This window comes from Ruegeria sp. CL5 (assembly GCF_056536485.1).
In genome coordinates this window covers 22886-35090 of the sequence record NZ_JBQFPS010000005.1, presented here as the reverse complement: position 1 = coordinate 35090, position 12205 = coordinate 22886, and the positions used below count along the sequence as shown (strand labels likewise).

The 12205-nt window shown below is 56.2% G+C and carries 15 protein-coding genes; 4 read left to right on the top strand and 11 right to left on the bottom strand.

Translation table 11 applies throughout. The features are described from left to right. Positions 1–2: 2 nt before the first annotated feature. Positions 3–578, bottom strand: a complete 576-nt coding sequence (locus tag ACR0IU_RS10085) for a TIGR04282 family arsenosugar biosynthesis glycosyltransferase (RefSeq protein ID WP_480716155.1) — start codon at positions 576–578, stop codon at positions 3–5. Between the two features lie 3 nt (positions 579–581). Then, positions 582–1721 carry a succinyl-diaminopimelate desuccinylase gene (gene dapE / locus ACR0IU_RS10080; RefSeq protein ID WP_480716154.1) on the bottom strand — a complete coding sequence of 380 codons (1140 nt, stop codon included), beginning with the start codon at positions 1719–1721 and terminating at the stop codon, positions 582–584. A 207-nt stretch (positions 1722–1928) separates the two neighbouring features. Between dapE and ACR0IU_RS10075 the strand changes: the two genes are divergently transcribed. Beyond that, positions 1929–2987, top strand: coding sequence for a transporter substrate-binding domain-containing protein (locus tag ACR0IU_RS10075; protein WP_319545465.1), 1059 nt, complete (start codon positions 1929–1931; stop codon positions 2985–2987). Here the strand turns inward: ACR0IU_RS10075 and ACR0IU_RS10070 are convergent. From ACR0IU_RS10070 to ACR0IU_RS10060, 3 genes are read right to left on the bottom strand one after another with little or no spacing between them, the layout of a single operon-like run. Continuing rightward, positions 2984–3328: a hypothetical protein gene (locus ACR0IU_RS10070; protein WP_010440705.1), complete on the bottom strand. Its 345-nt coding sequence runs from the start codon at positions 3326–3328 to the stop codon at positions 2984–2986. The genes ACR0IU_RS10075 and ACR0IU_RS10070 overlap by 4 nt on opposite strands. A 37-nt stretch (positions 3329–3365) precedes the next feature. Then, positions 3366–3959, bottom strand: a complete 594-nt coding sequence (locus ACR0IU_RS10065) for a TetR/AcrR family transcriptional regulator (RefSeq protein ID WP_480716153.1) — start codon at positions 3957–3959, stop codon at positions 3366–3368. Between the two features lie 11 nt (positions 3960–3970). Further along, complete coding sequence (locus ACR0IU_RS10060; protein WP_480716152.1) at positions 3971–4243, bottom strand: hypothetical protein; 273 nt, start codon at positions 4241–4243, stop codon at positions 3971–3973. Between the two features lie 104 nt (positions 4244–4347). Here ACR0IU_RS10060 and ACR0IU_RS10055 point away from each other — a divergent pair, with 104 nt between their 5' ends. Continuing rightward, on the top strand, positions 4348–5538 hold the full coding sequence (locus tag ACR0IU_RS10055) for an aromatic ring-hydroxylating oxygenase subunit alpha (protein ID WP_480716151.1): 1191 nt from the start codon (positions 4348–4350) through the stop codon (positions 5536–5538). A 51-nt stretch (positions 5539–5589) separates the two neighbouring features. On the opposite strand, the gene dapD is transcribed toward ACR0IU_RS10055, so the two are convergent. The 5 genes from dapD to ACR0IU_RS10030 all read right to left on the bottom strand — a co-directional run bounded on the left by dapD (position 5590) and on the right by ACR0IU_RS10030 (position 9727). Beyond that, on the bottom strand, positions 5590–6417 hold the full coding sequence (gene dapD, locus ACR0IU_RS10050) for a 2,3,4,5-tetrahydropyridine-2,6-dicarboxylate N-succinyltransferase (protein WP_480716150.1): 828 nt from the start codon (positions 6415–6417) through the stop codon (positions 5590–5592). Between the two features lie 91 nt (positions 6418–6508). Next, positions 6509–7474: a biotin synthase BioB gene (bioB, locus tag ACR0IU_RS10045; RefSeq protein ID WP_480716149.1), complete on the bottom strand. Its 966-nt coding sequence runs from the start codon at positions 7472–7474 to the stop codon at positions 6509–6511. Beyond that, positions 7467–8054, bottom strand: coding sequence for a biotin transporter BioY (locus ACR0IU_RS10040; protein ID WP_319545469.1), 588 nt, complete (start codon positions 8052–8054; stop codon positions 7467–7469). Before ACR0IU_RS10040 ends, bioB begins: the two co-directional genes overlap by 8 nt. A gap of 117 nt (positions 8055–8171) precedes the next feature. Then, the gene (locus ACR0IU_RS10035; protein WP_010440692.1) at positions 8172–8771 is read right to left on the bottom strand and encodes a GntR family transcriptional regulator; all 600 of its coding nucleotides are present in this window, start codon (positions 8769–8771) and stop codon (positions 8172–8174) included. Between the two features lie 44 nt (positions 8772–8815). Beyond that, a complete protein-coding gene (locus ACR0IU_RS10030; protein ID WP_480716148.1) occupies positions 8816–9727 on the bottom strand; it encodes a threonine/serine dehydratase in 912 nt (303 codons plus the stop codon). A 78-nt stretch (positions 9728–9805) separates the two neighbouring features. Here ACR0IU_RS10030 and ACR0IU_RS10025 point away from each other — a divergent pair, with 78 nt between their 5' ends. Both ACR0IU_RS10025 and ACR0IU_RS10020 read left to right on the top strand, forming a co-directional pair. Beyond that, entirely contained in the window at positions 9806–10648 is an 843-nt protein-coding gene (locus ACR0IU_RS10025; protein ID WP_480716147.1) for an LOG family protein, read from the top strand. 3 nt (positions 10649–10651) lie between these two features. Further along, positions 10652–11752: a cystathionine gamma-lyase gene (locus ACR0IU_RS10020; protein ID WP_480716146.1), complete on the top strand. Its 1101-nt coding sequence runs from the start codon at positions 10652–10654 to the stop codon at positions 11750–11752. Here the strand turns inward: ACR0IU_RS10020 and ACR0IU_RS10015 are convergent. Next, positions 11747–12136 carry a hypothetical protein gene (locus tag ACR0IU_RS10015; RefSeq protein WP_010440684.1) on the bottom strand — a complete coding sequence of 130 codons (390 nt, stop codon included), beginning with the start codon at positions 12134–12136 and terminating at the stop codon, positions 11747–11749. The two genes, ACR0IU_RS10020 and ACR0IU_RS10015, sit on opposite strands and share 6 nt — an antisense overlap. Positions 12137–12205 lie beyond the last annotated feature (69 nt).

Sequence of the window (12205 nt, the reverse complement as noted above, 5' to 3'; positions counted from 1 at the left end):
GGTCAGCCGTGCAGATCGGCCACGGTATCCACATCGCGCAGGTGATCCAGCAACGTCACTCGACGTCCATTTACCGAAGCCAGCGTGTCGGCCAAAGCGTTCTCAGTCGACCAGCGCACGTTGTTGAACATCCCTGACGGCAACGCGCTATAACGCTGCGCACCGACCAACCAATAGCCCCCGTCAGGGGCTGGCCCGAACACGATTTCAGCCCGGCCCAATGCGCCGAAGGCCCGCGCAATGTGTCCGCGTGTAATCCCCGGAATATCTGCACCGATCAAACATACTGGCCCATCGGGGGCACCGCGCAGCATCCGCCCCATACGATCACCGAGATCTCCGCGCCCTTGCGGCTTACGCGGCAGATCGACGGGCCAGACACGGCTGTTCATCCCCTCCCGATCCGGAGAAACCGCCAGAACAATCTGCCAGCGCGGATCGCGCAGGCGTCGGACAAGTGACCGCGTTTGATGTCGGAACCACCACGCCGCCCCGACCATGCCGATATCGCGCCCCAACCGGGTTTTTACCCGCCCCGGACGCGGCTCTTTCACCATGATGACCAGCGTTTTTTGCATAGATCAGGCGAAATAGTCCGTCAGAATACGCTTATATATCGCTTTGAGCTGGTGGATCTGCTCCACTTCGACGCATTCATCAACCTGATGCATCGTGCGCCCGACCAGCCCGAACTCAACTACTGGGCAATGGTTCTTGATGAACCGGGCATCCGAAGTACCGCCAGTGGTTGAAAGCTCGGGGCAGATATTGGTTTCTGCCTCAACGGCGCGCGCTACCAGATCCGAGAGCGGACCCGGAGGAGTCAGAAAGCTCTCACCTGAGATTTTGATCCTGGTTTCGATTTTAACTCCAAACGCCTTGGCAACTGATTCAGCCTCGGATTTCAACCAGTCGCTCAGGCTGGCGCCCGAGTGCAGGTCATTGAACCGAATGTTCACTGTTCCAGAGCATTGCGCCGGGATGACGTTCGTCGCTGGATTGCCCGTATCGATCGTCACCACGGCCAATGTTGAGGCATCAAAATGGTCAGTCCCCTGATCCAGCTCGCGACTGGCCAGCCGATCCATCAACCGCGCCATTGCTGGCAATGGGTTTTTCGCCCGGTGCGGATAAGCAGAATGCCCCTGCACCCCGGTCGCGGTAAACCAAGCTGACATCGAGCCGCGCCGACCGATCTTCATCATTTCACCCATCTTATTCGGACAGGTTGGTTCCCCTACTAGACAGACCGACATCCGCTCATCCGTCGCATCCATGTGATCCAGCAGGGCGACAGTGCCATCGACCGCATCACCCTCTTCATCACCTGTTATTGTCAGAATCACCGCACCATCCGGAGGCGTATTGCGCACAAAATCAATGGCTGCTGCGGCAAAGGCCGCCATACCCGATTTCATGTCCGTTGCACCACGGCCATACATTACTCCATCACGAATTTCTGCTCCGAATGGGGGCGCAGTCCAAGCGGCCTCATCACCCACCGGAACAACATCTGTGTGGCCGTTGAAGCCAAAGCTGCGAGCATGCCCTTTCTTCCCCCAACGCGCAAATAGGTTGCTGACACCTCCGCGATCCACACGGGTGCATTCAAAACCTGCATCTGCGAGTTCACGTTGCAGTAAAACCAGCGCGCCGCCCTCTTCGGGTGTGACCGAAGGGCAACGGATCAGATTTGCGGTCAGCTCAACTGGATCGGTCATAACGGGCCTCTTGTTCTGATGGATGCCGGCGTTCGTGCACAGATTCAACGAATTGCCCGGCTTGCCAACCCCGAATAGTCAGATTTCCAAACCAAAATCCAAAGACTTCGATTTTAGCACCCCAACAAAACATGAGCCTTGACCCTGCGGCTGCCTTGCCGCGCTGCCCCGAACTAGGTTAGAGGGCCGCGAAACAGGTGATTCCAAATGAAGCGCGTCTTCTTCGCATTGATCTGCCTGACTTTCGCGACTCTCGCGCAGCAAAGCCAGGCTCAGACCCTCACGGTTACAACTGTGACCCGCCCTCCGTTCTCGTTTATCGAGGACGGGGTCCAGACCGGTTTCTCGATGGACCTGCTGGCAGCATTGTCTGAATCGCTGGGCTGGGAGTATTCGATCAACCGTGTCGAGAGCTTTGGTGAAATGCTGGGGGCCGTTCAGGACGGGTCAGCCGATCTGGCGATTGCGAATATTTCGATCACCGCCATGCGTGAAACCCGCATGGATTTTACGCAGCCCATCTTTGAAGCCGGGCTACAGATCATGGTTCCGTCGGAGGCAGCGCGCCAACCGTCTTTACTGCACGCCCTGTTGTCGCGCGAGCTGTTCATCGCCATTGGTCTGGCCTTTGCCATTCTTCTGGGCGGCGGCATGCTGATGTGGAGTTTCGAGAAACGCGCGCAGCCCTATTTTGACCGGAAACTGAATGAGGCTTGGTTCCCTTCCTTCTGGTGGGCGCTCAACCTCGTGGTCAATGGCGGGTTTGAAGAGCGGATGCCCCGCACGCCGTTTGGGCGCATTCTGGGGGTTGTGCTGGTGGTTTCCTCGCTGTTCATCGTATCGGTGTTTACGGCCCGGATCACATCGGTGATGACTGTAGATGCGATCACCGGCAGCGTGAATTCGGTTAATGACCTCTATGGCAAGCAAGTCGGAACCATCTCTGATTCAACAGCAGCCAACTTTCTGAACCGCCGCGAGATCGAGTTCACGGGCTATGCCGACCTTCAGGACATGCTGGCTGCGTTCAAAGACAAGGATCTGGATGCAGTCGTATTCGATGCGCCCATTCTGTCCTATTACGCCAGTCATGAGGGTCGAAGAACGGCAAGTATGACCGGCGGGATTTTCCTACGCGAAAATTATGGCATCGCCTTCCCAACCGGTTCGCCTTTGGTTGAAGACGTCAACCAGGCGCTTCTCTCTCTTCGCGAAGACGGTACCTATGATGAAATCTACCGCAAATGGTTCGGAGCGCGGAACTAAGCCGGGCTCTCGTCTCCAAAGAATGGCGTCATCTGTGCAACTATGACGGCGTTTTCGTCCAGCGCCCGCTGCATCAATGCCCGCTCATCCGGATCGATATCGTGCCCCTGCGCTTCACGCTCGGCAAGCGTGCCGTAACCGGTGACATCCAGAGGAGCGGTATCGGCCTGTTTTAGAATCGCCACCGTTTCACGCACGGCTTCTGCCTCATCCACACCGCTGGCAAAACACATCAGCGCGGCTCCGGTTGCGTCTTTTGGCAAACCATCTCCATCCTTCCGGCCAATCTGAACCAGAAGAGTATAGACTTGCTGACGCGAAGGTTTCTTTTGCTTTTGCATGAGGCTCGCAATACGCCGACCCAGAGTGTGGGTCAACTCAGGTCCGACCGCTCTGGCAGGCCGCTTCCAGCAAAACCAATGCGGCTGCGCGCTGCCTGTCGCGCCACCCTTCCTTTGGAACCAAGGGCATTACCGCATCTGTATTGAAGTAAATCGCTGTGATCCCTGCAGCCGCGACATCCACAAGATTCGGATCAGCGCTTGTATTCTCAGCGCGGATCTCAGCAGCGATACGGTCTTCAAACTCGTATACGAAGCGCAACAGGGGTTGGCGAATTTCTTTGTGCCGCTCCGAGGCCGCAACCAAAGCCGCAAAAACGGCGGCGCTTTCAGAAGAATAATCAACGCGTCCAAACAACGCTTCGATCAAAGCATCAATGCGCCCTGTTGCTGGCAACATATCGAAGAAGGTTTTTGTCCGCGTAGCAAAATCACTCAGAACATGGTCCAGCAGGCGCTGGATCATTTCTTCGCGATTGCCAAGGTAGTGACGAAGCAGAGGCCGCGCGATCCCCGCTTCTTCGGAGATACGGGCGAGTGTAGAGCCATCCAATCCATACCGCGCGACACATCTGGTAAATGCGCTCAGTATTTCCTGCGTACGAACGTTTTTCAAACTGGTTCTGGGCATGAGCTATTCGTTCAGGCGGTCTGAGTGGGGAAAATGTCCGTCAGGATGTAAAGCACTCCGAAGCCGAACCACATCGCCGTTAGCACCCAGAATAAAACCGGGTTCTCTCCGCGCTCAATAGCTTCAACAAGAAAGGCCTGCCCCGATCGAATTGCCAGAACGCCCCAGTACACAAAAACCACGCCCCAGATCGCATATACCCCCGCCAGTGTTGATGCCAACAGCACCAGCACAGCCGCGATAGTCATCCATTTGTGATGCCTTAGGCTGTTTCCAGGTTTCATCTGCCCGCCTTATCCCTCGGTCGAAATCTTGAAATTGGATACTGGACAAATCGCATTATTGTCAATAATGACAATTATCATTTTTGACAATCTAAGGAAGTGACATGCAAGCCCCGGCATCGCTACCCGACAAACCGAAAAACCGACTACCGCGAGAAGCCTATGTTTCAGAGGATTGGTTTCAGGTTGAACAAGCACAAATCTTCAGCCGCTGCTGGACCTTTGCCGGTGTGACAATGGATTTTCCTGAAACCGGAGATTTTCGCACGATCAAAGCCGGAGCAAATTCCGTAATTGTCATCAAAGGCGCCGATGGTGAGTTACGCGGGTTTCACAATCTTTGCCGCCATCGAGGTACAGAACTTCTGGAAGGATGCGGCAATGCAGGCAAAACCATTGTCTGCCCCTATCACAACTGGGTCTACAATCTGGACGGTGCTTTGCGCGGAGTTCCTGCCCAGCGTGAGTGCTTTCCTGATCTCGACAAGAAATCCAATGCGCTTTTTGGGGCGGCTGTGGGCGTATTTCGCAATCTTGTTTTCGTTAATCCTGACTCGGATGCGGATTTTGACAAATGGCTGAGCGGGCTAGATCAGGTTCCTTGGCCGCACGATCTGACCTCGACCGAGCTGCAGGAAAATCCCGACAACGTGGTTTATGAAATCGACTGCAATTGGAAGGTCTTCTTCGAGAACGCAATTGATGGCTATCATCTCGCCTATCTGCACAAAGACACGCTGGGAGGGCCGACCCATGACAAAAACCTGTGGGAGGTGTTTGGTCAAAATATGATTTGGTGGTCGACCGAGCGCGAAGGTGTGAAACACAGGATTCCGCAATTCGTTGAAAACTCTGCCAAAGGTTCAGGTTTGAAAACCGTCAAAAATGCTGAAACTCCGGGGTATGGCGGGGTCTACATGCTGTTCCCAACAACGATCCTGACGCCCAATCCCTGGGGATTCTCGATTTCAACGATGGAGCCCATAAGCGCAAACAGGATGCGATTAAGGGTGCGGAACTGGTCTCCTAAGGGCTGGTTTACTTACACGCACCGCGCGGCTGACATTCCCGGGTACGATGCCGAAACAGGGCTGATAAAATCCTCGCACTGGACCAAACACCCGCTGGAAACGGGCGATTTCCAAACCGAAGATGTCTGGGTTTGCGAAAAGATGCAAAAATCCATGCAGTCTCCGCGCTTCGAAGTGGGCGCCCTCGCCATAGGCGCTGGCGGCGAGGCCGCAATAGATTTCTTTCAACAGACAGTGCTAGGGTTGATGCCCAAGCAAGAATAGATTTGGCCGCAGCATCTATTCTGCGGCCAAATCTTAAATAACAGCTCAGGATCAGTCGCGCAGCAGATCGTTGATCCCGGTTTTCGAGCGCGTCTTTTCATCAGCGCGTTTCACGATGACCGCGCAATACAGGCTGACGTTGTTCTTGGACGGCATCGAGCCTGCAACAACCACCGAATAGGGCGGAACCTCGCCATACATAACCTCACCGGTTTCGCGATCGACAATCTTGGTCGACTTGCCAATGAATACGCCCATGCCCAAAACCGAGCCTTCGCGGACAATACAGCCTTCAACAACCTCGGAACGGGCACCGATAAAGCAGTTATCTTCGATGATGGTGGGACCAGCCTGCATTGGCTCCAGCACTCCGCCGATGCCAACACCGCCCGACAGGTGCACATTCTTACCGATCTGTGCGCAAGAACCGACCGTTGCCCAGGTATCGACCATGGTGCCTTCGTCCACATAAGCACCCAGGTTCACAAATGACGGCATCAACACCGCACCGGGTGCAACATAGGCTGACTTGCGCACGACGCAGTTGGGCACTGCCCGGAAACCTGCAGCGCGCCACTGGTTCTCATCCCAACCGGCGAACTTGCTGTCGACCTTGTCCCACCAGCCACCGGCTTGCGGGCCGCCATTTTGGATCTCCATATCCTTGATACGGAACCCCAGAAGAACGGCCTTCTTAGCCCACTGGTTTACGTGCCAGTTGCCATCTGCCTGCTTTTCGGCAACGCGCAATGAACCGCTGTCCAACGCATTCAGAGTATCCTCGATGGCCTCACGCTGCTCGCCCGTCGTGGCCGGTGTGATCGTATCACGCATGTCCCAGGCGGCTTCGATGGCGGCTTCCAGTTGCGCGTTTGACATAGGCGTCTCCCTAGAGAATCTGTTCACGTTGATGTGGCCTATACGCAAGGTGAAACCATGGCGCAATGCGACGCAAGCAACCCTACATGCGTCAATCTTCTGCTATTGCGCCAAGAACTGCAAACATGTCCCTGTCATTTTGCGTTCCTGCATTGGGTGCGGTCAGCAAAACATCTCCGTAGAAAACCGAGTTTGCGCCGGCGAGAAAACACAATGCCTGCTCTGCGGTCGAAAAGTCAGACCGGCCCGCCGACAAGCGTACGCGGGTTGCTGGCATGGTGATACGTGCGGTCGCAACCATGCGCACCAGGTCGAAGATGCTCACCTTCTCTCGTTGCTCCAGCGGAGTGCCCTTAATCGGGATCAGAGCATTGATTGGAACGCTTTCGGGATGTGGGTCAAAACTCGCTAGAACCTGCAATAGTGAAGCACGATCCCGCAGACTTTCACCCATGCCGATGATACCTCCACAACACAGATCGATACCTTCGTCACGGCAATAGCTGAGTGTTTCCAACCGATCCTGATAGGTGCGCGTCCCGATGATCTCACCATAGAATTCCGGCGAGGTGTCAAGGTTGTGATTGTAGGCGGTTAGTCCCGCGTCGGCGAGCCGTTGGGCCTGATGCGGCTTCAACATACCCAGTGTCACGCAAGCTTCCATCCCCAAATTGCGAACGCCCCGAACCATTTCCAGAACATTGTCGAATTCTTCCCCATCCCGCACTTGGCGCCACGCGGCACCCATGCAGAACCGCTCGGCCCCGGCATCCCTGGCCCGTTTAGCTAGCGAGACCACATGCCCGGGGTCCATCAGTTTTTCCTTGGTCAGTTCAACCTCGCGGTGATGCGCGGATTGAGGGCAATAGGCACAGTCTTCCGGGCAGCTGCCGGTTTTGATCGATAGCAGGCTGGCCTTCTGAATGTCTTCCGGGTCATGATACGTCCGATGGATGGTATTTGCACGGCCAACCAGATCCAGCAACGGGAGGCGCAGTAGCGCCTCCACCTCATCCACGGTCCAGTTGCTGCGGATGTCCTGTCCTGTATCAAGCATCCGCTTGCGACCCGCGGATTTTCTGCATCAAACCCGTTGGCAGGCCAATCACGATAACGGCCGCCAACGCGATCTTTACGAGATCACCTACGATAAACGGGCTGAAACCGTAAACCAGCACTTTGTCCGCAGGTACAAACTGGGCCAGCCACCCCAGACCCAGAGCGTATATCGCTACAAGTCCAGCTAACATGGCCGGGACCAAAAACAGCTTGCGCAGATTATCCGCCACCCATCCGACGATGGCCGAGGCAAAAACGAAGCCCAGCAGATAGCCACCAGTGCCGCCCATCATATAGGCCAGTCCGATGCCTTTTTCGGGTGTCCCGGCAAAAACCGGCAGACCGACGGCTCCAGCCACCATGTAGCCAATCACAGTTGCGGATCCGAGGCGCATCCCGAAAGCTGCAGAAATCGCCATGACGGCAGCGACCTGCAGGGTCATCGGCACCGGCCAAAATGGCACTTGGACTTTTGCGCTGGCTGTCAGCAGAAGGATGCCCATCACGACACGGATGATCTGTCCCGCCGGGCTGAGCGCACCGGTAGTCGGCAAGGCGGATCGCAGCATGGTTTTCATTGTACTTCCTTTTATAGATAATTATTTACCAGTTGACTCATGATCATCATTTTTATCTATTAAAAATCAAGTGAAATCTTCAGCGGTGAAAAATAGCACTTAACTGCCTGAAAGAATTCAATTTGCGCGGCGAATATGGCGCACCAGAATCGATGTCGCCGCTGACACATCTTTGCTTTTTAACGCCTGAATTATGGCCGCGTGATCCGTATCGATCCGCTGCATCCATTTTGGTCGCCAGTGCGCGAACAGATGCCGCGCGCTGGCAATATGCAGATCATCAATCGCATGCAACAGGCGAGGTAGGCCGCATGGCGTCAGGATAGCTCGGTGAAAGATTCTGTTCCGCGCTTCCCATTGCGGCATACTGTCAGCCTCATCGCAGTCTTTTCGCGCCCGATCAGCTACTTTCAGTGCGGTTGGGGTCATGTTTTGCGCTGAATGCTGCAATGCCAGAGATTCAAGCGCGACACGCATTTCGATCACCTCACGCACTTCGGCGGGGTCCAAGGCAGTGACACGCATGCCCTTTCGCGGCTCGCTTTTGGCCAATCCATGTGCCTCAAGCCGCAGCAGCGCTTCGCGCACCGGCACATGGCTGGTTTCAAAGTCGCGCGCGATATGGTCCTGACGCAACTTCTCACCGGCGGCAAGGTCTCCAGTTATGATCTTCTGGCTCAGCGCTTGATATATCGTGTCGGCAATGGTCGCAGTCATAAATTATAGATAAAATTCACAACGTGTTTCCACAAGCAGTTAATTCAATCAGCCAGGGGGTCCGGCGCAATATTCCCACCGCAAATAAGAACCGCAACCCGCTCATCTGGTTCGGGCTGATATGCACCTGAGATCAGCGCAGCCATGGCTGCCGCCCCAGCTGGCTCCACCAAAATTCGATGAGCTTGCCACAATGTCTGCTGGGCCTGCGCTATCGCCTCATCGGGAACCAAAACCGAAGTCATCCCCTGTGCCAGACCGAAGCAGATATCGCCAATTCGACGTGCGCCTAACGCATTCGCTGCAATGCCTGAGACCGAAACATCAACCGGCTCACCTTCAGCCAAGGCAGCATTCAGCGCGCAGGAGGTTTCCGGCTCGACAGCCACAACCTTGCGCGCACCCTGAAACCAAGCCAGCGCCCCAGCAATCAGGCCGCCGCCACCGACAGCAACCAGAACTGTATCTGCCTGCAAACCCTGCGCGTCCCATTCAGCAAAACACGTCCCTTGCCCGGCAACAGTTGCGGGCGCGTCATAGGCGTGGATTTGCATTGCACCAGATTCAACCTCATGTGCCTGAGCCATGGTCAAAGCGTTGGCATATTCCCCCGGAACCACGCTCAGATCGGCTCCGATCCGTTCGATCAGGGAAATCTTCGACGGTCCTGCAAGCTCGGGCACAAAAATCTTCGCCGGATGACCTAACGCATGTGCTGCATAGGCCGCAGCCGCTCCATGGTTGCCACCAGATGCCGCCACCACGCCCGCCGAAGGAACATCCATGCTGAGCAAAGTGTTGAACGCGCCGCGCGCTTTGAAGCTGCCGGTGTGTTGCATATGCTCCAGCTTCAACTCGACCGGATAGCCCAGCGCATTGCTCTGCATCACAGGTGTGATTTGTGCATGTCCGGCAATGCGATCCCGCGCTGCCAATATTTCACTTTTCCAATCCATTCTTGTCTTTCCGTGACTGGCACTCTTCCCGCGAACCCTATAGCTGTTTTGGAAACACGCAAGCAGGGAACCCCGTTTATGAGAGAAGATCGCCTCAGCCCCTTTCGCGACGCACAGACCGACCGCTCGACCGCAAGCGAAGTGCCGGACACGCCGCAGACGCGGTCATCGGCCTATCGACTTGCCTTCGCTGATGATGATTTCCTGTGCCGGGATGAGCTGCGCCCCGTTCGCCTGCAACTGGAGTTGCTCAAGCCCGAGATGATCATGACCGAGCGTGAAATCACCTCGACCATCGTCATGTTTGGCGGTGCACGTATCCCGGAACCAGCCCAGAAACACACGGCGCGAACCGCGACCTTGGCCGGTCTGTCAAAGTACTACGATGAGGCGCGCGAGTTTGCGCGGCTGATGACCGAGAAGTCAAATCGGACAGGCTGCCGTGAGAATGTGATCGTCACCGGCGGCGGACCCGGCGTAATGGAGGCAGGTAATCGTGGCGCGCGGGATGCAGGGGGGTGTTCCATCGGCCTGAACATCGTGCTGCCGCACGAACAGGCCCCGAACCTGTATGTAACGCCTGATCTCAGCTTCAATTTCCACTATTTTGCTATCCGCAAGATGCATTTTTTGATGCGAGCGCGCGCCATCACTATTTTCCCGGGCGGGTTCGGCACTTTGGACGAGTTGTTCGAATCCTTGACCCTAATCCAGACAGGACGGATGGAGCGCGTTCCCTTCCTGCTGTTCGGGCGTGAGTTCTGGGAGAAAGTCATCAACTGGGAAGCGCTGGCGGACGCGGGCACCATCTCGGACGAAGATCTGGACCTGTTCCGCTTTGTCGACACCGCGCAAGAGGCGGTCGAGATTATCGAGAACTGGGAGCCCGCTCCCCCGCGTGACCAAATTCCGGGACGCTGAACTATGACTAGACCCAAGACCGGCGAGATGCTCCACCTGCGCGGAAACGCGTTGGACAAGGGCGAGCCTGTGGCCCTGCCATTGACCCAAAGCAGCATGTTTCATTTGCCGGGTGATCCAGACGGTCACGCCAGTTATGGCCGGGTCGACAACCCGACTTGGGTTCACCTGGAGCACGTCCTGTCGCATCTCGAAAACGCACCCTGCCTCAGCTTTCCTTCTGGCATGGGGGCGATTTCGGCGGCGTTGTTTGCCACGGTCAAAGCAGGGTCTCGTTTGCTGATCCCATCCGACGGATACTATGTGACCCGGCTTCTGGCCGACCGGTTCCTGTCGAATCTAGGCGTTTCAATCGTCGAACGCCCAACTACTGCCTTTGCCGAAGGTGGCTTTGATGGAATTGATGTCGTGTTCTTGGAAAGCCCATCGAACCCCGGTCTGGATATGCTTGATCTGCCAGCAATCGCCAGGCCCGTGCGCGAGGCTGGTGGCATCACGATTGCCGACAACACAACCATGACACCATTGGGCCAACGCCCACTGGACCTTGGCGTCGATGTGGTGGTGAGTTCGGATACGAAGGCGATGGGCGGGCATTCGGACCTGCTGATGGGCCATGTCGCCAGCCGCGATGCGCAAATCATGGAACGGGTAGAGGAATGGCGCCGCGTTTCAGGTGCGATACCGGGGCCGCACGAGGCGTGGTTGTTGCACCGTGGCCTTGAAACGCTGGATGTGCGGTTTGATCGCATGTGTAGCTCGGCGCAAGTTCTGGCCGAACGGTTGGCATCGCACCCGGCCGTGAAACACGTTCGCTATCCCGGCCTGCCCGGTGATCCATCGCACGCATTGGCGGCTGCCCAAACCGCTCGGTTCGGTTTTCTGCTGACAATCACGCTGGAGTCTGAGGCCAAAGCCGAACAGTTCATCAACGCCTGCCCCCTGCTGCGCCCTGCCACATCCTTCGGCGGTGTCCACAGCTCAGCCGAGCGGCGTGCCCGCTGGGGCGATGCGGTCGACCCTGCCTTTATCCGCTTGTCTGTCGGGTGCGAGCCGGTAGAAGAACTGTGGCGGGCGATCGAGGCCAGCCTGAACGCGTTATGATTTCTTCTTAGGTTCACGCAGCTCGGTGAACACGTAGATTGGCAGCACGATGCTGGCGATCAACGCGCCCAGCCATACCAGCAAAGTCGCTGCCAGTAAGTTGGAAATACCTCCAACTGTTAGCCCCGCTGTTATCAGATCGGTCACCAGCAAGCCCACAAATGTGACAATCAGTGCGATCCCACCTTTCAGCGCCGGGGCCTTCTTCTCGCCCAGCTTCAGGATCAACGGTTCGGCTACGACTTGAACCAGCGTAAAGACAATCACTACAACGATGAACGAGATCGGCTTGATTGCAAAGCCCGCCAGCAGCAGCGAAGCAAGCAACAACCCGATGGCATTCCCGACTAGTAACGCGAGAGCGGATTTTATTCTGCGCGACATAAGGTGATCTCCGGCAATCAACACTTCGAAACATGCAGATATTAGCAGGACAACCAGAATTTGCGAGGT

Excerpts from the sequence above, each read along its gene's own strand:
- bioB (WP_480716149.1), bottom strand. The coding sequence starts at position 7,474 with ATGCTTGATACAGGACAGGACATCCGCAGCAACTGGACCGTGGATGAG.
- ACR0IU_RS10040 (WP_319545469.1), bottom strand. The coding sequence starts at position 8,054 with ATGAAAACCATGCTGCGATCCGCCTTGCCGACTACCGGTGCGCTCAGC.
- ACR0IU_RS10035 (WP_010440692.1), bottom strand. The coding sequence starts at position 8,771 with ATGACTGCGACCATTGCCGACACGATATATCAAGCGCTGAGCCAGAAG.
- ACR0IU_RS10070 (WP_010440705.1), bottom strand. The coding sequence starts at position 3,328 with ATGCAAAAGCAAAAGAAACCTTCGCGTCAGCAAGTCTATACTCTTCTG.
- ACR0IU_RS10055 (WP_480716151.1), top strand. The coding sequence starts at position 4,348 with ATGCAAGCCCCGGCATCGCTACCCGACAAACCGAAAAACCGACTACCG.
- ACR0IU_RS10025 (WP_480716147.1), top strand. The coding sequence starts at position 9,806 with ATGAGAGAAGATCGCCTCAGCCCCTTTCGCGACGCACAGACCGACCGC.
- dapE (WP_480716154.1), bottom strand. The coding sequence starts at position 1,721 with ATGACCGATCCAGTTGAGCTGACCGCAAATCTGATCCGTTGCCCTTCG.
- dapD (WP_480716150.1), bottom strand. The coding sequence starts at position 6,417 with ATGTCAAACGCGCAACTGGAAGCCGCCATCGAAGCCGCCTGGGACATG.
- ACR0IU_RS10060 (WP_480716152.1), bottom strand. The coding sequence starts at position 4,243 with ATGAAACCTGGAAACAGCCTAAGGCATCACAAATGGATGACTATCGCG.
- ACR0IU_RS10065 (WP_480716153.1), bottom strand. The coding sequence starts at position 3,959 with ATGCCCAGAACCAGTTTGAAAAACGTTCGTACGCAGGAAATACTGAGC.
- ACR0IU_RS10085 (WP_480716155.1), bottom strand. The coding sequence starts at position 578 with ATGCAAAAAACGCTGGTCATCATGGTGAAAGAGCCGCGTCCGGGGCGG.
- ACR0IU_RS10020 (WP_480716146.1), top strand. The coding sequence starts at position 10,652 with ATGACTAGACCCAAGACCGGCGAGATGCTCCACCTGCGCGGAAACGCG.
- ACR0IU_RS10030 (WP_480716148.1), bottom strand. The coding sequence starts at position 9,727 with ATGGATTGGAAAAGTGAAATATTGGCAGCGCGGGATCGCATTGCCGGA.
- ACR0IU_RS10075 (WP_319545465.1), top strand. The coding sequence starts at position 1,929 with ATGAAGCGCGTCTTCTTCGCATTGATCTGCCTGACTTTCGCGACTCTC.
- ACR0IU_RS10015 (WP_010440684.1), bottom strand. The coding sequence starts at position 12,136 with ATGTCGCGCAGAATAAAATCCGCTCTCGCGTTACTAGTCGGGAATGCC.